Source organism: Aquimarina sp. BL5, assembly GCF_003443675.1.
In the GTDB taxonomy this organism is placed as follows: Bacteria; Bacteroidota; Bacteroidia; order Flavobacteriales; family Flavobacteriaceae; genus Aquimarina.
Map to the genome: position 1 here is coordinate 5385837 of NZ_CP031963.1, position 23693 is coordinate 5409529.

Here is a 23693-nt window from a genome sequence, read left to right on the forward strand (position 1 = left end):
ATACCTAGGAAATAATCTTACGCTGCTTTCTTTCTTTTTCGATACTTGCTAAAAACTATATAACCAATCAGCGCGATCAAGAAGTAATAGAAATAAGATACAGGCTTTCCGTTACCACCTACTGTGGTAAATAGACGCTCCCATCGTATTTTATTAAAAAGTCCTTTGGCATTGGTATCCCAGCTCATCCAGATAAAAACAGGTTTCCCTACAATATGATTTGCTGGTACATACCCCCAAGCCCGACTATCCTCACTATTATGACGATTGTCACCCATCATCCAGTAATAATCTTGTTTAAAAGTATATGTGTCGATAGGATTTCCGTTTAATAATACCTGAGTTTTATTAACAGATAATTTATTGTCAATTCCCATTTCAGATCCTTCATAGACTTCTATGATTCTTCGATATAAAGAAAAACTTTTAAGGTCCATTTTTACTGTTTTTCCAGCTTCCGGGATATAAATGGCACCAAAATTATCTCGGTTCCAGTTTACTTTGCCACTATTAGGAAAAATACCAAACTCTTTCTTTCCAGGAGGAGTGATTGTTCTTTTTATGCTAGTTACATTAGGATGATTTTTAAACTTAGTAGCAGCTTCTTCTGTTAGTCCTCCTGATTGAAATATTTCATTATTATAACCAAACTCGTTTGGTTTAATCCCATAACGATTGTACAGATTTTGGGTATTAAAACGATTACCTTTCGTAGTCCCCGTGTAGGAAAACTGTAGTTGAGCTCTATCAGGTAACTCAGTTTGTTTCCCATTGATATAGACATATCCATCAACAACCGATAAGGAATCACCAGGGACACCTACACACCGTTTTACGTAATTAGACTTTTTATCAATAGGTTTATAGACATGAATCCCAGATGGATCTCTAAAAAAACGTACCGTATCGACTGGCCAGCTAAATACAACAATATCATTGCGTTTAATTTTCTGAAAACCTGGTAATCTGAAATATGGATATTGTATATCGCTATTATATGATTTAGTCTTTATTACTGGAATAGTGTCATGTACCATAGGAAAAGAAACCGATGTCATAGGTGTTCTAGCACCATAATGAAACTTACTCACAAACAAGAAGTCTCCTACCAATAGTGTTCTTTCTAAAGATCCAGTAGGTATGGTATAAGGCTGCATAAAGTATGTATGCACTAGTGTCGCTGCAACTACTGCAAAAAGAATAGAGCTTATCCATTCTCCAGTACTAGTTTTCGGTTTTAGATCTCTATCTTCTATGTGTTTAACATCTAGCATATAGTTTACATAGTAGATATAGAATCCTAATGTTACGATTACAAGTATAGTATCTGTTGTGGCGTTTTTCCCAAAACTTCTAATGGTTTCTACCCATATTACAGGAAGCATGATTACATTGATCACAGGGATAAACAATAATATAACCCACCACCACGGACGATTAATTATTTTCATTAATACTACTGCATTGTATACTGGTACTCCTGCTTCCCAAGCTTTTCTTCCTGCTTTAACGTATAATTTCCAAGTTCCTAAGAAATGTATTACTTGTACCGCCAGGAAAAATATAAACCATTCTGATAGTGTCATTCTATATATGTTTTTAGTATAAGTGTAAGTAACATCAAAAGTGTTACACTTTTTCTTTTTTTAGTTATAGACCTAAAACGTCTTTCATCCCGAAAACTCCTGTTTTACCAGATAACCATTCTGCAGCTACAACGGCACCAAGTGCGAATCCCTGACGATTATGTGCAGTATGTTTGATTTCTATATCATCTACTGCTGATGTATAGGTAACCGTATGTGTACCAGGAACGTTTTCAATTCTTTTTGCTACAATAGGAATTGTGTTATCGTCTCCCTTGTCTAATTGCCAAGCATCCTTATCAGTGTTTTCTATAATCCCTTCTGCTAATGTAATTGCCGTTCCGCTAGGAGCATCCAATTTCTGAGTATGATGAATTTCTTCCATATGGATGTCATATCCATCTATTGGATTCATCATGTTAGCTAATTTTTTGTTTAATTCAAAAAATAGGTTAACCCCTAAGCTGTAATTTGAAGCGTAAATAAAACCACCTCTTTTTTCCTTACAAAGAGATACGATATGATCATAATGATCCAGCCAACCTGTGGTTCCTGAAACAATAGGTACCCCAGCGTTAAAGCAGTTCGTAATGTTATTTACTGCAGCGGATGGAATGCTAAAATCAATAGCTACATCAGCAACAGATACATCATATTCTTTATCATCCTTATCTACGGTGAGTACAATAGTATGACCTCTTTCTGTAGCAATTTTTTCTATGGTTTTACCCATTCTGCCATATCCTAGTAGCGCAATATTCATATTTTTAGTGATGGTGGTTATAAAATTTAGAAACTGTAATTTAGTGACATACCATAATTGGGTTTACCACCTAATTCATTAAAATTTACTTTTGGTTTAAAGGATAGGTCTTTAGAAACATTAAATTGCTGTAAATGAGCAGTTACATTGGCATCAATGATATTTAGTACATATAAACCTACTGTAATCATTATTGATAATTCCTGATCCTTTCTAAAGCGTCGTTGTCGATCTATTAATTGTTCATTAGTAAGAACAGATAATCTATTGGTCGGATCATCTGGGACACCTGCTAATCTACTTTTATAAAAATCACGAGCTTCGGTATACAAATCATTATTAAATTTATAATAATATATTCCGGCTCCCAGCGCACCATAAACAATCGGTATTTTCCAATACTTTCCGGTATGAGCTTGTCCGAGTCCTGGTAAGATAGCTGAATAAAAAGCCGCCCGAGCAGGAGCTAAGGGTTCATAAGGTCTTAATTTTTGATTCTTTTTCTTCTTCTTTTTTACGGCTACTTCTTCAGTAACCACTTTTAGTTCTTCGTTTTCATTCTCTTCTTGAGAAAAAATAGAATGAACACAAAAAAACAGGAATAGGATAATATAAAAGGACTTAGTTTTCACTATCAATGAGTTTCTTTAGGCGTTTAAAATCTTCTTCTGAAGAAAACGGGATAATTAATTTCCCACGTCCGTTACTGGAAACCTTCACGTCAATCTTTGCTCCAAAATACTCTGAGAAATCTTTGATTCCTTTTAGGATATATTGGGGAGCTTTACTTTCCGTTTTTTCAGTAGTAGGTTTTTCTTCTTTGTTATTTAAAGACCTAACTAATTTTTCAGTGTTACGAACAGATAATGAATCTCCAATAATTTTTTCATAAATATCAAGCTGTTGTTGCTGATCTTGGATATTAATCAATGCTCTTCCATGACCCATAGAGATAAATCCATCTCGAATACCAGTTTGTACAATAGGATCTAATTTTAATAATCTTAAGTAATTAGCAATCGTAGATCTTTTTTTACCTACACGATCACTTAATTGTTCTTGGGTTAGTTTAATCTCATCGATTAATCTTTGATAGGATAATGAAATCTCGATAGGGTCTAAATCCTGACGTTGAATATTTTCTACCAGTGCCATTGTCAATGACTCTTGGTCATCTGCAATACGAATATAGGCGGGAATGGTTTTTAATCCAACCAATTTAGACGCTCTAAAACGTCTTTCTCCACTTACTAGTTGATACTTGTCAAAATCTAACTTACGAACTGTAATCGGCTGGATTACACCTATTTCTTTTATAGAAGTAGCAAGTTCTTGTAGTGTTTCATCATTAAAACTTGTACGCGGCTGAAAAGGATTTACTTCAATACTAGTGAGATCCAATTCTATAATATTTCCAACCACTTTATCGGCATTTTTATCTTCTGCCGATTTGATATCATTTTCCGGGTCTTTCAGTAAAGCTGATAACCCTCTGCCTAAAGCTTGTTTTTTCTTTGCCTTCGCCATGAATCCTTAACTATTTTTCTTTATAATCTCGTGCGCCAAACTTAAGTAATTGCTGGCACCTTTACTAGAAGCATCGTAATTTATTATGCTTTCGCCATAACTAGGTGCTTCGCTTAAACGGATATTTCTCTGAATGATTGTTTTAAAAACCATTTCATTAAAATGTTTTTGTACTTCTTCGACTACTTGATTAGATAATCGCAACCTAGAGTCATACATGGTTAACAATAACCCTTCGATATCCAGATGTTGATTGTGGATTTTCTGAACACTTTTTATTGTATTTAGTAATTTTCCTAAACCTTCAAGCGCAAAATATTCACATTGAATAGGAATAATTACCGAATCCGATGCTGTAAGTGCATTAAGTGTTAACAAACCAAGTGATGGAGCGCAGTCTATCAAAATATAATCATATGCTGATTTAAGATGTTCAATAGCCTTTTTTAGCATATATTCTCGTTCGTCCTTATCTACTAGTTCAATCTCTATAGCCACCAGATCAATATGCGCTGGTATAATATCTACATTAGGAGAATTAGTCTCTAATATTGCCTCTTCAGGTTTAATAGTATGTTCCAGAATCTGATAGGTTCCTTTTTCAATACTTTCCACGTCTAGTCCCAGTCCCGAAGTCGCATTGGCTTGAGGGTCTGCATCTATTAGTAATACTTTTTTCTCTAATACTCCTAGAGAAGCTGCTAAATTTACAGAAGTGGTTGTTTTACCAACACCACCTTTTTGATTGGCAATCGCTATTATTTTACCCATGTGGGGAGATTTGGATTTAAGCGATAAAAATACAATTAATTATACATTATAAAAATGAAAAATATTAACAGTGTTTAATAAAAAAGGCCATCAGCTGAAACTGATGGCCTTCGGGATGAATAATAAGTTTAAATTATTCTTTTTCTGGCATTAGTATACCTAAAATATATCCAGCATCTACATATTTTTTAGCTACATTCTGAATATCTTGTTTAGATAACTTTATGATAGTTTCAGCATAGGTTTCTCCAATCACTATTGGTGTTTGATTATAATCCGCATTCTGAAGATTGCTCAGCCAAAATGAGTTTTGTTTACTTTTTTCTTTATAGTCTAATAATCTAGATTCTTTAATTTTAGAAAGATCCTTATCAGTTGGTCCTTCTTTTACGATTTTTTGTAACTCGGCAATAGCGGCATCAGTTAATTTTTTTACGTTTTCCGGACCGCAAGGAAAACTTATGCTAAAGTTATAACTTCCATAGGGTAGTTTGTTAAGTCTTCCTCTAGCACCGACACCATAAACACCACTTTCTTCTTCTCTCAGTTTTTCAATTAACTTAATAGAAAGGACTTCTCCCAGAACTTTTATGGCTAAATCTTCGGATTTATTATATTCTGTTTCACCTCTCCAAATTATATTTACAGAGCTTTTGGGGTCTTTACCTTTGTATACTATTTTTTCATGAGCTCCAGATATTGGCCTAAAATCGGAAACGTTATAGGTTTCATCTTTGCCAGTGTCTGGTAAACTAGCAATATACTTTTCTACATATTCTTTCAGTTTAACTTCCTCAATACTTCCTACTAGGTAGAAATTGAACCCGCCAACACCTGCAAATCTCTCTTTATATTTTTGGTACGCAAGTTCATAATTAACGGCATCTAATTTTTCTGAAGTAGGAAAACCAGTATATCTTGGGCTTTCCCCATATTGAAATTTATTAAACGCTTCACTAAAATAATTTTGTGGATTAGAAAGATAATTTGTTAAAAATCCTTTTTGTTTTTCTAGTTCTGTTCTAAATGCTTTCTCATCTTTATTTACATCCGTAAAGTATAAATACAGTTGTTGGAATAGTGTTTCCATATCTTTAGGAGTTGTAAAACCATTGAAACCTTCAGAGATGCTACCTATATAGGGGCTTAATGCGACAATTTTTCCAGACATCACTTTCCTGATGTCATTACGTGATAGTCCACCTAAACCGGTTTGTGATACACTACCACTTCCAAAAGTAATTTGCAGATATTCTTCATCAGTATATAAAGAGTTTCCTCCATAACTAAATGCAGAAAATAAAATTTCATCGTTTTTAAAATCAGTTTTTTTATAGGTGATTCTTGCTCCGTTGCTTAATTCTAGAACTGTATAACCTAATTTTTCATTAGTTTTAGAAGAAACGATTTTTCCAGGAACCGGCATATTTTCGATCAGGTTTTCACGAACTTCTTCGTCCTTATAATCTTCGATTTCAGAAGTCTCTACTGCATTTAATAAGGAAATGATTTCTTCTTTTGTAACCTGCTTTAGTCCTTCTTTTTCTGGTCCAGTCATTACTACGACACGGTTATCATCGTGTAAAAAATTCTTAATTAACTCATTTACTTCTTCTAGAGTAATGGTTGGTAATTGTGATATTGTATATTCATATTCCCATTCGATTCCAGGAATAGGTTCCTGTTCAAGGTAGTTATTAATATATTCTCCTATGATTCTATTAGATTCTCTTTTATCTTTATCCTTGAACGATTTTTCCCATCTTGCCGAAATATCTTTTTTTGCTCTATCCAGTTCTCCTTTTTTGAATCCGTATTGTTGTACTCTTTTGTTCTCCTGTAGAATTACTTTCAAAGCATTAAGTTGTCCAGTTTCAGAAGTCAAAGCGAACGACTGATATGCTTTCTTATTTCTTGCGAAAATGCCACTGTGGCTACTCCCTGCAAATACGAAAGGTGGATTGGGTTTGTTTCTTAGTTCGTTAAGACGGTTATTCATCATTTGAGTAAAAACCCCCTCTACAATATTCTTTCTGTAATCACTTACCGTAGTCATTGGTTCTGAAATCTCTCTATCCTTATACATTAGTCTTACAATAGAGTTAGATGCTTCTTTGTCTGAAACTACCGCGATAAGAGTTTCCTTGTGATTTGGCGTGCCATAAGTTTCTCTTTTTTTAGGATTCTCTGGCATTTGGATACCGCTGAAATGATCTTTTATCTTTTGTTCTAAAATTGTAACATCGAGATCTCCAACAGCAACTACTGACATTAAATCAGGTCTGTACCAATCTTTATAATAGCTTCTTACATCTTCATATTTAAAGTTTTCGAGATTTTCTTTTGTACCTATAGGCAAACGTTCAGAATATTTAGAATTATAGGCAATTATGGGTAAGTATTTTTGAAGCATTCTTTCATTAGCACCTTTACCTATGCGATACTCTTCTAGGACAACACCTCTTTCTCCATCAATCCCTTCTTCTGTTAGCTCCGCATTGTGCGCCCAATCTTCAATTATTTGGAAACCTTTTTCTAACTTTTCGGGATCATCACTAGGGATAGGCAATATATACACTGTTTGGTCAAAGCTGGTATATGCATTCAAATCTGCGCCAAATTTTACTCCAATAGTTTGTAAGTAGTCAATCAGATCATTCTTTTTGAAATTCTTCGTGCCATTGAAGTTCATGTGCTCCATAAAATGAGCAAGTCCTAATTGATTTTCATTTTCTAAAATGGATCCTGCATTTACAACTAGCCTTAGTTCTACTTTATCTTCTGGTTTTCCATTGTTTCGGATGTAATAGGTGAGGCCATTATCTAATTTTCCTATTTTTACATTAGGGTCTACCGGGATTTTTGCCTCATTTTCTATACTATTAGATACTCCCGATTCTTTATTAGTTGTTTGTGCAATTATAGTAAGTGGGATGCTACATAAAAATGCTCCGATAAGCGCTATAGAAATTTTTTTCCTCTTCATTGATGAATTATTAGTATAAACTCGTTCTAGAATTTACTAGAAGCCTAAAATAGTTAAAAAATCGATTTAAAGAATATTGTAAGAGATAGGGGGTGACTAATTAATTTTTTATTTAACCTTTTTAAAATTCTCTTGAATATTACTTTAATAAACCATTATTTGCTAATACGTGTTCTTTAGTTTGTTTCTGTTAGACTCCATATGTATTTTAAAAAAAAAACTGAATACCAGAAAAAAATCCGATATTCAGTAATGTTCAATTTATATGATGTGTTTTATTTACTCTTTTTAGCTCGAATTGCAGCTTCTAGCATATCCCACATTTGCTCAGGAACTTGATCCAATAAGTTGAATTGTCCAGCTCCTTTCAGCCATTCTCCTCCATCTAATGTGATTACTTCACCATTAACATATGCAGAAAAATCAGAAACAAGGTATGCTGCTAAGTTTGCTAATTCTTGATGTTCTCCTAAACGCTGTAGTGGTACTTTTTTAGAAAGATCAAACTTATCCTTCATATCTCCAGGTAATAATCTATCCCAAGCACCTTTAGTTGGAAAAGGCCCTGGAGCAATTGCATTAAATCGCATTCCATATTTGGCCCATTCTACCGCAAGTGATCGTGTCATAGCTAATACTCCCGCTTTAGCAGTTGCACTTGGTACTACGTACGCAGAACCGGTCCAAGCATAAGTAGTCACTATGTTTAAAACATTAGTATTTTGATATTTTGTATCAATCCAGTGTTTTCCAAAAGCAAGAGTACAGTTTTTAGTTCCTTTTAGTACAATATCAATAATGGTATCAAAAGCATTAGCGGATAAACGTTCTGTAGGAGAGATAAAATTTCCTGCCGCGTTATTTAATAGTATATCTACGGTTCCGAATGCTTCTAAAACCTGATCTCTCATAGCTTCTACTTGATCATAATGCCTTACATCACATTGTACAGGTATACAAGTTCCTCCTGTTTCTTCTTCAAGTTCTTTTACAGTACCTTGTAGTTTTTCGAGATTACGTGAGGTAATAGCTACTTTGGCACCAAGTTCCATAAAATACTTGGTCATTGATTTACCTAATCCGCTACCACCACCGGTAACTACAATGTTTTTTCCTTCCAAGGCCCCATCACGAAGCATTTTATCAGTATAGCTCATATGTTTTGTATTAATATCGTTCGTTATTTTTGTGAAAGTTACAATTTAATTTTAAAATACTATGCACGCATAGTATTTTAAAATTATTCTAAGGTCGAAATTAAAATTTCCAAAATGGTAATCGCCGCATCGCTTATTTTGGTTCCAGGACCAAATATAGCAACAGCTCCTTCCTGAAATAGAAATTCATAATCATCAGGAGGAATTACTCCACCTACAATAACCATAATGTCTTCTCTTTCATATTTCTTTAATTCGGCAATAATTTGAGGGACTAAAGTTTTGTGTCCTCCAGCTAATGAGGAAACACCTACAATATGTACATCATTCTCCACAGCTTGTTTTGCGGCTTCCTCCGGAGTTTGAAATAAAGGACCTATATCTACATCAAAACCTACATCAGCATAACTAGTAGCAACAACTTTAGCTCCACGGTCATGACCATCTTGTCCCATTTTTGCAATCATTATTCTAGGTCTTCGACCCTCGAGATCTGAATATTTGTTAGCTAATTCTCTTGCTTTATTAAATGATTTATCGTCTTTTATTTCTTTAGCGTACACTCCTGTAAATGATTTTATTTCTGCTTTATATCTTCCAAATTCTTTTTCGAGAGCATCACTAATTTCCCCTAAGGTAGCTCTTAATCGCGCAGCATCCACAGCTAAAGCTAATAAGTTTTTCTCATCATCTTTAGCCGCTTTTGTTAGATTAAGCAGTGCTTGTTGTACCGCTTTTTCGTCTCTAGAGTTTTTTACTTTATTTAGACCATCAATTTGTTGTTTTCTTACAGCATTATTATCTACTTTCAGGGTAGCGATATGTTCTTCTTCTTCTAGTTGAAATTTATTAACTCCGATAATTAAATCTTGTTGACTATCGATTCTAGCTTGCTTACGAGCTGCCGCTTCTTCTATGCGCATTTTAGGAATTCCAGCTTCTATCGCTTTAGTCATTCCCCCTAATTCCTTAACTTCTTCTATAAGTTTCCAGGCTTTTTCTGCTATATCATTTGTTAAAGATTCTACATAGTAGCTTCCGGCCCAAGGATCAACAGTACGTGTTATTTGAGTTTCTTCCTGAAGGTATATTTGTGTATTTCTAGCTATTCTGGCAGAAAAATCAGTAGGTAATGCTATAGCTTCATCTAATGCATTGGTATGCAAACTTTGCGTGCCTCCAAAAGCCGCTGCGCTAGCTTCTATACAGGTCCTGGCTACATTGTTAAAGGGATCTTGTGCGGTTAAACTCCATCCGCTGGTCTGACAATGTGTTCTGAGCATTAAGGATTTTGGATTTTTAGGATTGAATTGTTTAATCAGTTTAGCCCAAAGCATACGTGCTGCTCTCATTTTTGCAATTTCCATGAAATGATTCATTCCTATTGCCCAGAAAAATGATAGACGAGGAGCGAAAGAATCAACATCTAAACCAGCATCAATCCCTTTTCTGATATATTCTAATCCATCCGCTAATGTATATGCTAATTCAATATCACAAGTTGCTCCCGCTTCTTGCATATGGTATCCGGAAATACTTATTGGATTAAATTTAGGCATGTTTTTAGAGCAATATTTAAAAATATCGCTGATGATCCTCATGGATGGAGTAGGTGGATAAATATAGGTGTTACGTACCATAAATTCCTTCAGGATATCATTCTGAATAGTTCCTGATAACAATTTTTGATCGACTCCTTGTTCTTCTGCTGCTACAATATAAAAAGCCATTATTGGTAAAACCGCTCCATTCATTGTCATAGAGACAGACATCTTATCTAGTGGTATCTGATCGAAGAGTACTTTCATATCTTCTACTGTGTCGATGGCTACTCCAGCCATTCCTACATCTCCAAATACTCTCTCATGATCACTGTCATATCCGCGATGTGTAGCAAGATCAAAAGCCACAGAGAGTCCTTTTTGACCTGCTGCAAGATTTCTACGATAAAAAGCATTACTTTCTTCTGCAGTAGAGAATCCGGCATATTGTCTAATAGTCCAAGGTCTTCTTACATACATAGTAGAGTAGGGGCCACGCAAATAAGGAGGTATTCCAGCTACGAAATTAAGATGGGGAAGATTTTTTATATCTTCTTTGCTATATTCAGATTTTATTTCAATTCCTTCCGAAGTAGTAAAGATCTCCTTTTCAGAAGATGAATCGGAAGCTTTACTCTCTGGACGTAACGTAATATGTTGAATATTTTTTCTGGTCATTTTTAAAATTTCATTTTTTCAATATATCCATCAAAATTTACTTCAAACGGAGTTGTAAGATTGATCATAAATGTTTGCTTATCTGCCGTAATTATATAAAAATTACTAAATATTCGAATGTCTTCCTCTACATTATCGACCTGGAATATAGATCTAAACATGGTGAAATCCTTATTTTTTGCGTAAGCAGCGGTAAGTTTTTTAAAGTTGAGGTCAGTAACAAGGCTTACTTGATTGTTTTTTTGCTTGATAATGGACAGCAACATAGCAGCATCTTGCTTACTAAAATTCATATAAGGAAGAGTGTTTAAGGTATAGGTTGATCTAGTATAAGAGTCAAAGAACAAATAAAAATCTCCTTCCATGTCTCTCATACTTTCTAGTCTTCTCATTTCATTAGTTAACTGGGATCTTGTGAGAGAGGAGTCTAGTATGGATCTATAAGTTTCTAATGTAAGTTGTTTAAATCCTTTAGGTAGAAACGTTTTGATCAATCCATTCTCTAGATGGAAGTAATTACCTTCTAATATCTGGATGGTGTTATCATTTGATTTTTCTATCCAATTTTGGGTTTCCTGTAAAACAGTATTACACGAAATTAAAATCAGCAAAGAACCAATAAGAAGATATAGTCTTATTCTCATTGAAGAAAACATTAATAAAAATGTAAAATTACGGTTTTATTAGTGATCTATTTTAGAAAATATAGATTATGTTAGCTAGTTAATAAGAATATTGCAATAACAATTAACCAAATGCTTTTTCGATAACCATAAGAATAGAGAAATAAATATCAAAAGCGATAAACTTTTTTATTTCGGAAGAACGAAATTTCTTGTCCGGAATATAATAAATTCTTTGTGCGATTAGCGACGTACTTACATTTCCATCTTGCTCTAAGGTAGTAATGATGTTTTGGAAGTCATCACTATCACTATTGTTTTTTAAACACTGGATAAGTCCTCCTCTATAATTAAAAATCAGAATCTCTTCCTCTCCCTTTTTACTAGGATGAGTATAAGGTGATGGTTTTTTGCTTGCTTCTTGATTCTCGTATTCACTTAGTTTTACCCAAATAGAATTAGGATCATTAGATTTCTTTTTAAAAAGTCGCGCTAATTGGATAGAATTGTCCGATGGTAATTTTCTTAAATCCAATGATAAACTAGCTACTTCTGCTAAGAACGTGCGATATGTTTTTATGGAATCGTTTCCAAATTTGTAGTATTCGAATAAGTCTTTTTCGAAAGAATTGAATGCTTTACTGTAGAGTCCACTGCTATCAACGCTGAGGCAATTAATACCGTTTTGGGAGTAACATATTGATGTTAAAAGTAGTAAAGTTATTATGACGATTCTAGATCTAATCATTTGGGGCATCGATTAAGATTTAGTTTTGTTAATTATTTGGTGTTAAATGTTAATTTTTTTGGAAAGTTAACAATAAATTATGAATTATTTCCGTTATATACTAATTTTCTCAATTTTTTCACACAATCTTTTTTTGATAATTGGACTAATTAAAGTTTTTCTTACATTTTTTTCAAGAAAGGGATTTTTCTCCATCGGAGGTAATACTTCTTCAGGATTTCTGTAGGTATTAGCTCCTGTTAAAATAATTGCCTCTTTGTCAAAAAGCTCCTGTTCTTTCTCTGAACTTTCTTTTATTTTTTTCTGGATGGTTCCAGATTTTAATTGTTTTAAATAGCCTCCGCCTTCTTCAATGTTTTTAAATAAAGACAACGCTTTTTCAGCTAGCTGATTTGTTAAGCTTTCGATATAATAAGATCCAGATGCAGGATTGTTTACAACATCAAAAGCACTCTCGTTTTTTAGAATTAACAATTGATTGATTGCTATTCTTGTTCCGAAATCGTTTTCTAGATTATATACATCATCATATCTCAAATTATGAATCGTATCTGCTCCACCTAGTATAGCACTCATGCACTCAGTGGTGGTACGAAGCATATTTACATTATAATCTAAAATGGTTTTGTTTCTGTGTGAAGGATGCGCGAATATATAACATTTTTTTAACATTTTATATTCTTCTGCCAAAGAATCCCATAATATCCTTAAAGCTCTTAGTTTAGCAATTTCGAAGAAGTAATTTCCCCCAATAGCAACTTTGAAAATTATTGGTTTTTCCCGGAAAGGATTGTTTTCTTGATTTTCGAAATGATTAAGGTATTCATTAGCGTGAGCTAATCCATACGCTAATTGCTGGATCATAGTAGCTCCCGCATTTTGAAGTATACCAAGGTCTACACTAATAATATTGTCTATGTTAGTGCCTTCTTTTACTATGTTTTCTACTATCTGATGATCTTCTTTTAGATTCTTAAACCAATTTCCGGTTTTTGCCAGATTCCCAATGATATCGGTGAGTAAATGAATAGAAATCTTCGATTTATCAGCATAGGTGTTTATCTTTTGGATATAAGCTGAAGACAAAAATAAAGTTTCAATATAAACAGGTATCTCCGGGGAGATATCGGATAAAAGTGTATCCGGTTCTATATTTTCAGTGGTAACAATAAAATAAATACTTTCTGCTCCTTTTTTAATAGCATTTAAGGCAGCGCTATTTCCAGTAGTAGCATCCTCAACTTCAATTTTTAAAGAGTTTTTCCAAGCAGAAGGGTGAGAGGTATTAAGATCTACATCAATAATATCTTCAGCATTATAGAAAGGTTTTACGTCAATTCCTTCATACGATTTATAGATTAGAGCTTCATTATAATCAGCTCCTTTTAAATCGAACTGAATTTTTTGCTTCCATTCTTTTGCAGAAATTTCATCAAAACTATCAAACAAAGTTTTAGTCATCTTTTTCTTTTTTAGGGATACTGTCTTCGTATTCAATAATGTAGATTTCTTCATTATCTCTCTTCATAAAATATTCTTCTCTGGCAAACTTTTCTAGTTCACTGCTATCTTTTAGAATTTTTATATCCTTTTGATCCTTTACAATTTCCTTTTTATAATATTCTTTGTTATTCTTTAATTCTTTGATTTCCTGATCTAATTCTCTATGTATAAGCCATGAATTTGTATCCAAAAACAGGATCCATATTACGAACACCAAAATTATCAACACATATTTATTAAAAAATATGGCAAAAACCGGTATCAGAGCAGGAGTGTTCCTTAGCTTTTCGAAATAACGTTTTAGCTTCAACTTAGATCAAATAATTTTTAGTTTATAAAGGTACAAAAGTTAATTCAAGCGTTCTTTTACAATGGTACGAACAATATCAATGGCAACATTATTGTAATTATTATTAGGAATAATCAAATCAGCAAACTCCTTTGTAGGGTCAATAAACTGCTGATGCATCGGTTTTAGAGTGTTCTGGTAGCGGTGTAAAACTTCTTCCATATCGCGACCTCTTTCTGCGATATCGCGTTTTAATCGTCTAATTAAGCGCTCGTCACTATCTGTGTGGACATATATTTTGATATCGAACATATCCCGAATCTTTGGATTCGTAAGAATTAAAATTCCTTCTACAATAATTACCTTACTGGGTTTGGTCTTTATGGTTTCCTTAGTACGATTGTGTTCGACAAATGAATATACAGGTTGCTCAATAGTTTCTCCCTTTCTTAAAGCGTTCAGATGTTCACCTAATAGTTCAAAATCTATGGATTGTGGATGATCAAAGTTTATTTTAGTTCTTTCCTCGTATCTAAGGTGACTAGTGTCTTTGTAATATGAATCCTGTGAAATAACACATACTTCATTTTCAGGTAATTCGTTTACAATTTGATTTACGACAGTCGTTTTTCCACAACCTGTTCCTCCAGCTATACCAATAATAAGCATTCCCAATTATTTTTTGACAAATTTAGAAATAGTTATTGAGTTATCGAGTTTTTGATCGATAGAGTTTTTTACAAAAGGTTAGAAGAAATTGAAATATTATTGGGGATAGTAGATAACTCCTGATGAAGAATCTCTTTTTGCACCAGTAACAGACTGCAGACAATTTGTTTCATTTCTATCTCTTAACACTCCCATAAATGCAAAAATTAAAGCTTCTTTATAATCAATGATATTTTTACTGGGTATAATAACTGTAGAGAATTTTTGAAGTTTATATTGTAAAATTTCTATCAAAAAATCATTTTTGGCACCGCCACCAGTGATCAGAAGTGATGAATTTTTTTTATGGGTTACTTTTATAGCGTTAGAGATTTGTAATGCGATATGATGAACGGCTGTATGTAGTAAATTTTCGACCGAATCATTTGCGTTTTCGATAATTGGAACGACTTTCTCCAAAAACCATTCGTATCCTAGCGATTTGGGATAGGGCTCTTTATAATACGCCAATTCATTTAAAGCTTCCGATATCTTTTTATTTAATGTTCCGGTTTTGGCAAGTTTTCCTCTATCGTCATATTCAAGATTTATTTTAGAGCAAATAAGATTCAATAACATATTAGCTGGAGAAATATCATAAGCAATTCTTTTGTCATTAAGTTCAAAAGAAATATTACTGATACCACCTAGGTTGAGACAAAAATCATAATCACTAAATAGGAATCGATCTCCAATAGGAACTAAGGGAGCCCCTTGACCACCAAGAGCCACATCATTAGTTCTAAAGTCACAAATCACTTTTTGATTACAAGAATTAGCAATATGTTGACCAGAACCAATCTGATAAGTTAATCCGATTTCTGGTTGATGATAAACTGTGTGACCATGACTTGAAACAAAATCTATTTTCAGGTTGTTTTCTTCAATAAATTGTTTCACTTGGGCGCCTAACCATAATCCGTATTGGTTATGAAAGGCAAGTAAGCTAACGGGATCAAGATGTACTGCGTTCTTTAAACTATTTTTAAGTTCTGGATTGTAATCTACGTCTTTAGTTTTAGTAATCGAAAAAGTCCAGGAATCTTGCTGTTTTTCTATTTCACAATAGGCAATATCCAAACCATCTAATGAGGTTCCGGACATTAATCCTATTACTTTATATATTTTAGGAGGAATTGACATTTACGAATGCAAACTAGTAAAATATTTTTAACAATATTCTTTTTACCTAGTTATATTTATTGATGTATTGAAGGTCAAGTTTTTCTGGGTCAATTTCTACTATCGCTTTTTTATAGTAAAAATCGATGATCTCATTTTCCAGATATGTCTTAATCTCATCGACACTTTTTTTTCCGAATAAGGAATATATATATGCAGCTTCTGCTTTTTTGAATTCTGTAATAAGTTCATCTGGATTTTCTACAACATTGATGCCTTTATATCCGTCAAATTTTTTCTTCATCCAGCGATGACTAGCTAATCTGATTAGGCTTTTTTGTCTTTCTTGATTTAAAGAATCTATCTCCTTTGTATTTGTGGGGTCTTTCTTTTTTAAACGGTCTACTATCGTTTTTGCTTTGATGTATTGTCTTTCAAGCTTGAAATCAATACGTTTCATGTCTCTTTTTAACTTTTCCACAACATCATAAAGAGCTCCGTTATACATGATCACAAACTCTTCATAATTGTATAAGGCATCAAGAAATAAGATCGCTTTTTTTCGATATACTCTAGGAAATGCTTGCTTTTTAGCATCTATAAAAAGTTTATTAAGTTCAGTTTGAATCTCTTCTGGAATTCCGGAAAATTTAGGGCTGTTTTTTATTTTTCTAAGTTGGTCCGTTATATCCATTCTTGACCCTTTGTATACTATGGATCGGTACTTAAATCTATATCTGTTGGGTGAAATATCTTCTAATTCTTGGTTATAAGCATGTAGGCTTATGAAAAGTGTAACAAAAAATAAAAGGGATTTCATAAATCTTGGTTTCTACAGACTTTCCGAATATGTTTTATAAATGCTATAAAAAATGTTAACGTAAATTATATAGTGATTGTTATGTTTTTCTTAATGAAATATTTTTCAAGCAAATATTTTCAAAATAGATGACAATTATTTTTATTTCTTAACTGCGGTCACTTCTTCTGGTGTAACCATCTTTTTTTGTTTATTACCCCAGCTATTCATAATGTAATTCATGACATCTGCAATTTCTTCATCTTCTAGTCCCAATGAAGTCATAGCACTGTTATATGACTCTCCATTAACTTTGATAGGGCCATTTAATCCGTATTTTATAGAATGAATACTCTCTTCACGTTTGTTTACTAACCAATCCGATCCCGCTAATGGAGGAAAAACCTTAGGTGTTCCTTTGCCGTCGTGTAAATGACATTGCATACAGAAATCAGTATAAATTTCTTCTCCTCTAAGAATACTTTTAGAAAGTTCAGTTTCTTGAGAATCTAATCTATGGTTAGCAACATATTCGGTATTTGGATTTCCTTGTCTAGCTAATACAGAGATACAGAATATAATAGAAATAACTTCTAGAATTAGTATTTGCTTTAAACGTTTTCTTATTTTTAATTTAACAAACATCGACTATGATTTTGGTAAGATTTTTATAATTCCTTTATTTTCTACGGCAACATAAATATAACCATCTGGACCTTGGCGCACATTGCGTACTCGACCAATATCTTCGGCTATTTTTTTTCTACCAATAACTTGGTCCTTATCTAGTTCTACTAATTCCAGATATTGAAATTTTAGAGAGCCTACTAATAGATCATTTTTCCAGTCAGGATATTTGTCACTAGTTACAAAATCCATTCCGCTTGGAGCGATAGAAGGAGTCCAGTAATATATAGGTTGTTCCATACCTTCTTTGTTGGTTATATCTGTGATAGAAGATCCACTATAATTAATTCCATATGTAATGATTGGCCATCCATAGTTTACTTCTTTTTTGACAATATTAATTTCATCGCCTCCTCTTGGACCGTGTTCGTGAACCCATATTTTTCCGTCTAAAGGATTTAGTGCCATACCTTGAGGGTTTCTATGTCCGTATGAGAAGATTGCTTTTTTTGCACCATTTTCATTTACGAAAGGATTGTCATCGGGAATGCTTCCATCATCATTAAGTCTATAAACTTTTCCACCATCCCTAGTTATATCTTGTGGGTTTTCATCTCTATTTCCTCTATCTCCAATACTGAAATAAAGATACCCTTCATTATCAAATTCTATTCTAGATCCAAAATGGTGTCCGCGAGTAGTATTAGGAGTTCCTTTATATAATTTTTCTATAGACGTTAATTGGTTATTTTGGAGTTTAGCTCTGATCAATGCAGTATGTCCTCCTTTTTCTGACCCTTCTTTGGAGGAATGTGTGATATATAGCCATCCATTCTCACTGTATTTAGGATGAAGCTCAATGTCTAATAACCCTCCCTGATTACGGTTGTATACTTCAGGGACATTGCCGATTTGAGTCTTGGTTCCGCCTTTATAATGAATTAGTTCGCCACTTTTTTCCGTAATAAGCATACTACCGTCTGGTAACCAAACCATCCCCCAAGGAATTTGTAAATCAGGAACGACAATTTCTGTAGTATAGTTTTTTGGATCAGCGACTATCTGGACATCATTTTTCTTTTCTTGGGCACAGGAAAAGAGGGTACTTAATAGTACTATTTTTAGAAATACAAAATTCTTCATTTCAATCATTGAGTTTACTCCTGAAAATTACAAATAAAAATTATTTATAATCTATATTTTATGTTAATGCCTCCATATATATTAAAAGGTATCCCTGGATAAAAATACCTAGGAGCATTACCTCCAAAACCGCTGGCATTAATCTGTAGTTGCGAAGCGTATTTTATGTCTAAAATGTTATTGGCGCCTAAAAAGAGATCGTAAGAGAGGTGCTTTATAATATTGTTTTTATATCCTATTTTACCATTTAATAATTCATATTGATCATTGAACACTGTGTTTTGATCATTAGCTGGAATTTCACCAACTATCTGAAAATTAAGATTTCCGTAAATTCCTTTTTTAGAGATTAGGTCAACCCCTAGATTAATAACATGAGAAGGAACCCCAGTAACATCATTACCCGAAAAATCCGAATCAAGATCTACAAAATCATTAAATTTATAATCATTGATAGATGCGTTAGCAAATAAATTGAGTTGTTTTTGATTAAACTTAAGTAGGTTGTAATTTATCGTTCCTTCTATTCCGTTATGAATTGTTTTTCCGGCATTAATGGCAAAGAAATTATCTTCTTCAGTTCTTCTAGCTACTAATAAATCTTTAATTCGCAGAGAGTATAAAGAAAGAGAACCATATAATTTGCTTTTGAAAAAATTATAACGAGTACCAATTTCATAGTTCCATCCGATTTCTGGTTTTATATCCGGATTGAATTCACCATCCGGTAATAAAGTTTCTGAAGTAGTAGGAGTAGAGAAACCGTGAGCTACGTTTCCGAAAAAAATAAAATTATTGTTTAATAGGTAATTTACTCCAGCTTTTGGAGAGAAAATTGGATCAAAATCAAAACTTCCAGAACTATCATCATTATCAACTAAAAACTCATCATCAATATCAAAAAATGTTTGATTTAGATGAATCCCAAAATTAAATTGAAGTTTATCATTTGCTTTGAAATTAGTCTCGGCAAAAAGATTGTAATAATTCCTTTTTTCATCAAGATCCGAAAGCTGGTCGCCTAAAATACTGCCAGTACCGGGAGGAAAATCTTCATAGAGATTATCAAACGTTTTACTATTATAAAAGTCTAAAAAAAGTTCACCACCCGCCGTCCAGTTCCACTTTTTATTAAATAGGTTAGAAATACCAATGATTCTACTTCTTATACCTATCGTATTAGATTCTTCTTTTAATATATTAAATGGTCTTGGTTCATAATTATTTCTGAAAGAAGTAAATATACTAGTATGGTGAGAAAATAATGGGTTATAGTTGTGTTTCCAGGTCAGTCCCAGAATTCCATGCCTAACATCTTCAAAAGCTTGAGATCGTCCCCAAGTGAAAGCAGCTTGTCTTGGATTGTTGTCAAAATCTTCCTGATCCAAAGAACTGGGTATCCCGGCTTTTAAATCAACATAACTTGCAATAATGGAAAAACTATTTTTCTCTCCAGAGTATATAGAAGAAGTAACCGTAACTGTATTTCTATTATAGCTGTTATTATCTCGGTATCCACTAGAATGATTATTACTATAAACGATATTAAGATTTGATTTTTTTCCTCCAATAGCAATTTTTGCAATATTTCTACTCAATCCGTAACTCCCTAAGGAGCTAGAAAAGAAAGCCTCTGTAGTTTGGTAATCTATAAATTCTGGTCTTAACAAGATAGTTCCTCCTAAGCCAACACCATAGCTACTAGACGAAGGTCCTTTATGAATGTCAATTCTAGAAATTGAAGCTAGTTCAAGATCTTCAATAGATGATTCTCCGTTACCATCCGTTAGAGGAATATCTCCGAAATATGTTCTAATATTTGCTGTACCAAATAAATTTCGAGCACCAATTCCTCTTATGGTAATCCTATTGGTGTTGAGCGTACCGTTTTGCATAAAAACTCCCGGAACTTTATTTAGAATTGGGTGTAATTCAATAGTATTACCACGGTTGATTTCTTGCTTACTTACAATAGCAATTGCGTCGGTTGCATATTTCTCTTGTAGGGGAATGGATTGGCTATTTATAAATACCTCTTGTAATAGATTTATATTTGGGATAAGCGATATGGTAATGCTTTGATCATTAGTTACGGTGATCTTTTTGGTTTCATATCCTGCAAAAGAAATTTCAATAATTCCATTACTAACAAGTTTAAAAGTACCGTTGTTATCAGAAAGTGTTTTATTTCCCGTCTTTACATCTATTATCGTTGCATTTTTTATAGGGATTAGCGTGGTATTGTCAATAACTAATCCAGAAATGTTAAACTGTGCATTTGTTACATAACTGAGAAAAAAGAAGAGGAGTATTATTTTTTTTTTCAAAAGGCGAAATTTTGCTCAAATATCGTAAACTAATTATGTATCGATTCTTAAAAATAACTTATAATTGTAATCAGATCAAAAATCGTAATCAATAATATCTGTCATCCAATGTTTAGAAAAATAGTTTTCCTTTTTCTGGTTTCCACCAGTACAGTTTCTTTTGCACAAAGAATTAAAATCGATAAGAAAAAACTTGAGTTTTTGAAGAATGAAACAAAGATTGCTGTAAAGCTTACTTTTCCTGAAGATGTTATCTTTTTTAGTCTTCACCCTGAAAAGGAATTTATAGAGAATATGAAGAGTAAGTATGGAAAGATAGATAAGAATAAAGGCGAAAAGTGGTTGGAGACTTATGAAAAAGCTAAAAAAGAAACCTGGCGTAATGCTTTTATTCAAGGAGTAAGCAAAAAATTAGATGCCTATAGCGATTTAAAATTCGTATTTGCAGAAGAAGAAACGAATTATACATTGATCATCGAAGCAGATTGGATATATACAGGATATGGAGGTAGTGCGAGTGTGGGTAGAGAAGAAGGTAAACTTGAGACAACACTAAAATTTGTAAAGACAGCTCAGCCAGATTCATATGTATATAGTACCCAGACGCCTAAAGTAATTGGGAATTACGCTTACGGAGAATTTGGAGATATAGAAAGAATAAGAGAATGCTATGATAAGTTGGGGTATTTATTAGAACTTCAATTAAAACGAATATTGAAATAAAATCTTTAAATAAATAATAGGTTTTAACAAAAGAGTTTACTTATATTTGCACCCGCAAAAAGGATAACTATTTCGGGGTGTAGCGTAGCCCGGTTATCGCGCCGCGTTTGGGACGCGGAGGTCGCAGGTTCGAATCCTGCCACCCCGACAAAAAGAATCCAATCACATTATGTGGTTGGATTTTTTAGTTACAAGAGTTTAAAAAACTTGGTTTTGTGAGAAACAGTCAAATTATTTCCATCAGTTCGAGAATCAGTTCAATATCTTGAAATAAATTCTACAAGATTATCATTCCTATCTAATTGTAATTTCTTTCGTAATCGATATCTTGATGTGTGCACGCTTTCTATAGATATACCTAATAAAGAGGCCATGTCCTTACTAGAAAAATTTAACTTAACCAGCGCACAAATTTTGAGATCTGTCTGTGTTAACGAAGAAAAATCAGTTTTTATGTTTTTGTAAAAATTCGGATTAATATCTATAAATCTGATTTCGAATTCTTTCCAGTTATTTCCAACATCAGATTTAATAGATTTAATAATTTTATTGAGAGAATTCTGATTCGGATTTTCCTTCTGATCATTGAGTGTACTTTTTAATCCTAAAATAAATTCATCTTTTTCAATTAATTGCAGAGCAGATGCTGTAAGTTCTCTATTCTTAAGTTCTATAACTTCTTTGCTTTCTATTAGTTTCAATCGCTGTTTCTTTTTTAACTGGGCTTTTTCTTTTATGTGTTTTTGTTTTAATTTTTTAAAAACTATAATGCTCATTATTAATATAAACAATGTGGTTATAAAAAGTAATATTGATCTTAGAAATGATATTTTTTCTTTTTGTTCTAACTCGAGTAGTTTTTGTTCTTTAAATAGCTGTTCTTGCTTTTCTTTTTGAATTCTATACTTATCTTTTATTTCGAAGAGATATTTGTTGTTATCACTATTAATACCAAATATTTTATTTTCTAAATCAATTGCTTGTCTTATATGAAAAAAAGCATTTTGATATTCTTTAGAGTCATAGTATAATTGAGAGAGTTCTTTGTGGTTGATAATTTGATAATTTTTATGACTGTTATAAATGCCGGATAATTCTAAAGATCTATTATAGTGAAATTTACTTTTTTCTACTTCGTTTTTCTTGTGGTATAACTTAGCCAAAAAGAAATGTATAATAACTAGATATGACTCATTGTTTTCTTTAAAGTGATCATACGATTTTACGAGAATCATTTCGGCACTATCAAATTTACCATCCGCGGCTAATAAAAAACCTTTTTCAGATTCTAAGAAATAATTTTTTACGCCTTTGCTTGTGGGTGTGAAATATGAATAGCAACTATCCAAGTAAATTCTTGCATTTTCAAGATCGTTATTATCTCTATAGAAAGCAACGATAGAATAATAATCACTTATAACATTATTTATTTTGCTTCGATTTTGAGTAGAAAGTTTTTTACTTAGTTCCAAAGCTTTGCTAAAATTCTCAAGGGCTTCTGTATTACGGTTATAAAAACTGTACAACCAGCCTAGAGATTGGTAAACCCTAGATTTAGAAAATTCGTCATTACTTTTTTCTGCTAAAAGTAACGCTTCCCAGTATCCGTCATAAGCCTTACTGTAATTTAGATTGTGACCATATACATCGGATAGTTCATTGATACTATTAATTAAATTAAACGTATCCCTTTTATGGGTAAAATATTCAATACTTTTTTTATAGTTTTTAATTGATATTTCGGAATTTAGAAATTTATTCTTTCTTGCTTTCTTAAGATATTGGTTGGTTTTATAATGTTGTTGAGAAAATGTGAAATTACCACTGAATGGTATTACAGTGATTATTATCCATAACAATAGCGATAGTGTTTTTATCATTAATTCTTATATCGAGGTAATTTTCAGAATTTCTAAATTAATATAAAGGAATGCTAAATAAAAAAAGAAAAACTATTTATTTCACAGGAATTAGTGAAAATAATCTTTTTGTATACCAACCATTAATAGATCATGAAATATGTTCAGTTTATGTCTAGTTGTATCCAATATAAGATCGTGTAGAAGTTTTGA

Annotated in this window: 20 protein-coding genes and 1 tRNA gene; 2 read left to right on the top strand and 19 right to left on the bottom strand. The window is 32.7% G+C overall.

Translation table 11 applies throughout. The features are described from left to right. Positions 1-17: 17 nt before the first annotated feature. The 18 genes from lepB to D1818_RS22805 all read right to left on the bottom strand — a co-directional run bounded on the left by lepB (position 18) and on the right by D1818_RS22805 (position 20898). On the bottom strand, positions 18-1586 hold the full coding sequence (lepB, locus tag D1818_RS22720; RefSeq protein ID WP_118462160.1) for a signal peptidase I: 1569 nt from the start codon (positions 1584-1586) through the stop codon (positions 18-20). A 64-nt stretch (positions 1587-1650) separates the two neighbouring features. Then, positions 1651-2349 (bottom strand): 4-hydroxy-tetrahydrodipicolinate reductase, encoded by a 699-nt coding sequence (dapB, locus tag D1818_RS22725; RefSeq protein WP_118462163.1) that lies wholly within the window; start codon positions 2347-2349, stop codon positions 1651-1653. A 26-nt stretch (positions 2350-2375) separates the two neighbouring features. Continuing rightward, entirely contained in the window at positions 2376-2981 is a 606-nt protein-coding gene (locus D1818_RS22730; protein ID WP_233558523.1) for a DUF5683 domain-containing protein, read from the bottom strand. Further along, complete coding sequence (locus tag D1818_RS22735) at positions 2971-3876, bottom strand: ParB/RepB/Spo0J family partition protein (RefSeq protein ID WP_118462165.1); 906 nt, start codon at positions 3874-3876, stop codon at positions 2971-2973. The genes D1818_RS22730 and D1818_RS22735 overlap by 11 nt, the downstream gene beginning before the upstream one ends. A 6-nt stretch (positions 3877-3882) precedes the next feature. Further along, positions 3883-4647, bottom strand: a complete 765-nt coding sequence (locus D1818_RS22740; RefSeq protein WP_118462167.1) for a ParA family protein — start codon at positions 4645-4647, stop codon at positions 3883-3885. A gap of 133 nt (positions 4648-4780) precedes the next feature. Beyond that, the gene (locus tag D1818_RS22745) at positions 4781-7633 is read right to left on the bottom strand and encodes a pitrilysin family protein (RefSeq protein ID WP_118462170.1); all 2853 of its coding nucleotides are present in this window, start codon (positions 7631-7633) and stop codon (positions 4781-4783) included. Between the two features lie 275 nt (positions 7634-7908). After that, positions 7909-8790 (bottom strand): SDR family oxidoreductase, encoded by an 882-nt coding sequence (locus tag D1818_RS22750; protein ID WP_118462172.1) that lies wholly within the window; start codon positions 8788-8790, stop codon positions 7909-7911. Positions 8791-8873: 83 nt separating this feature from the next. Further along, on the bottom strand, positions 8874-11009 hold the full coding sequence (gene scpA, locus D1818_RS22755; RefSeq protein WP_118462174.1) for a methylmalonyl-CoA mutase: 2136 nt from the start codon (positions 11007-11009) through the stop codon (positions 8874-8876). A 2-nt stretch (positions 11010-11011) separates the two neighbouring features. After that, positions 11012-11653 carry a hypothetical protein gene (locus tag D1818_RS22760; protein WP_118462176.1) on the bottom strand — a complete coding sequence of 214 codons (642 nt, stop codon included), beginning with the start codon at positions 11651-11653 and terminating at the stop codon, positions 11012-11014. 103 nt (positions 11654-11756) lie between these two features. Beyond that, positions 11757-12380 (bottom strand): hypothetical protein, encoded by a 624-nt coding sequence (locus D1818_RS22765; RefSeq protein ID WP_118462178.1) that lies wholly within the window; start codon positions 12378-12380, stop codon positions 11757-11759. Between the two features lie 93 nt (positions 12381-12473). Beyond that, positions 12474-13841 (bottom strand): methylmalonyl-CoA mutase subunit beta, encoded by a 1368-nt coding sequence (locus D1818_RS22770; protein WP_118462181.1) that lies wholly within the window; start codon positions 13839-13841, stop codon positions 12474-12476. Further along, positions 13834-14112, bottom strand: a complete 279-nt coding sequence (locus tag D1818_RS22775; protein WP_371682610.1) for a septum formation initiator family protein — start codon at positions 14110-14112, stop codon at positions 13834-13836. Before D1818_RS22775 ends, D1818_RS22770 begins: the two co-directional genes overlap by 8 nt. Before the next feature lie 120 nt (positions 14113-14232). Continuing rightward, on the bottom strand, positions 14233-14841 hold the full coding sequence (udk, locus tag D1818_RS22780) for a uridine kinase (protein WP_118462183.1): 609 nt from the start codon (positions 14839-14841) through the stop codon (positions 14233-14235). Positions 14842-14937: 96 nt separating this feature from the next. Then, positions 14938-16023, bottom strand: a complete 1086-nt coding sequence (locus D1818_RS22785) for an anhydro-N-acetylmuramic acid kinase (RefSeq protein WP_118462185.1) — start codon at positions 16021-16023, stop codon at positions 14938-14940. Between the two features lie 46 nt (positions 16024-16069). Continuing rightward, a complete protein-coding gene (locus tag D1818_RS22790) occupies positions 16070-16822 on the bottom strand; it encodes a hypothetical protein (protein ID WP_118462187.1) in 753 nt (250 codons plus the stop codon). A gap of 141 nt (positions 16823-16963) precedes the next feature. Next, positions 16964-17446: a cytochrome c gene (locus tag D1818_RS22795; protein ID WP_118462189.1), complete on the bottom strand. Its 483-nt coding sequence runs from the start codon at positions 17444-17446 to the stop codon at positions 16964-16966. Positions 17447-17449: 3 nt separating this feature from the next. Continuing rightward, positions 17450-18571, bottom strand: coding sequence for a PQQ-dependent sugar dehydrogenase (locus tag D1818_RS22800; protein WP_118464045.1), 1122 nt, complete (start codon positions 18569-18571; stop codon positions 17450-17452). Between the two features lie 44 nt (positions 18572-18615). Next, positions 18616-20898 (bottom strand): TonB-dependent receptor, encoded by a 2283-nt coding sequence (locus D1818_RS22805; protein WP_233558522.1) that lies wholly within the window; start codon positions 20896-20898, stop codon positions 18616-18618. 201 nt (positions 20899-21099) lie between these two features. Here D1818_RS22805 and D1818_RS22810 point away from each other — a divergent pair, with 201 nt between their 5' ends. Beyond that, positions 21100-21621 (top strand): hypothetical protein, encoded by a 522-nt coding sequence (locus tag D1818_RS22810; RefSeq protein ID WP_147406112.1) that lies wholly within the window; start codon positions 21100-21102, stop codon positions 21619-21621. A gap of 73 nt (positions 21622-21694) precedes the next feature. Next, positions 21695-21769 (top strand) — tRNA-Pro (locus tag D1818_RS22815). Positions 21770-21878: 109 nt separating this feature from the next. On the opposite strand, the gene D1818_RS22820 is transcribed toward D1818_RS22815, so the two are convergent. Then, the gene (locus D1818_RS22820) at positions 21879-23501 is read right to left on the bottom strand and encodes a hypothetical protein (protein ID WP_118462193.1); all 1623 of its coding nucleotides are present in this window, start codon (positions 23499-23501) and stop codon (positions 21879-21881) included. Positions 23502-23693: the final 192 nt, after the last annotated feature.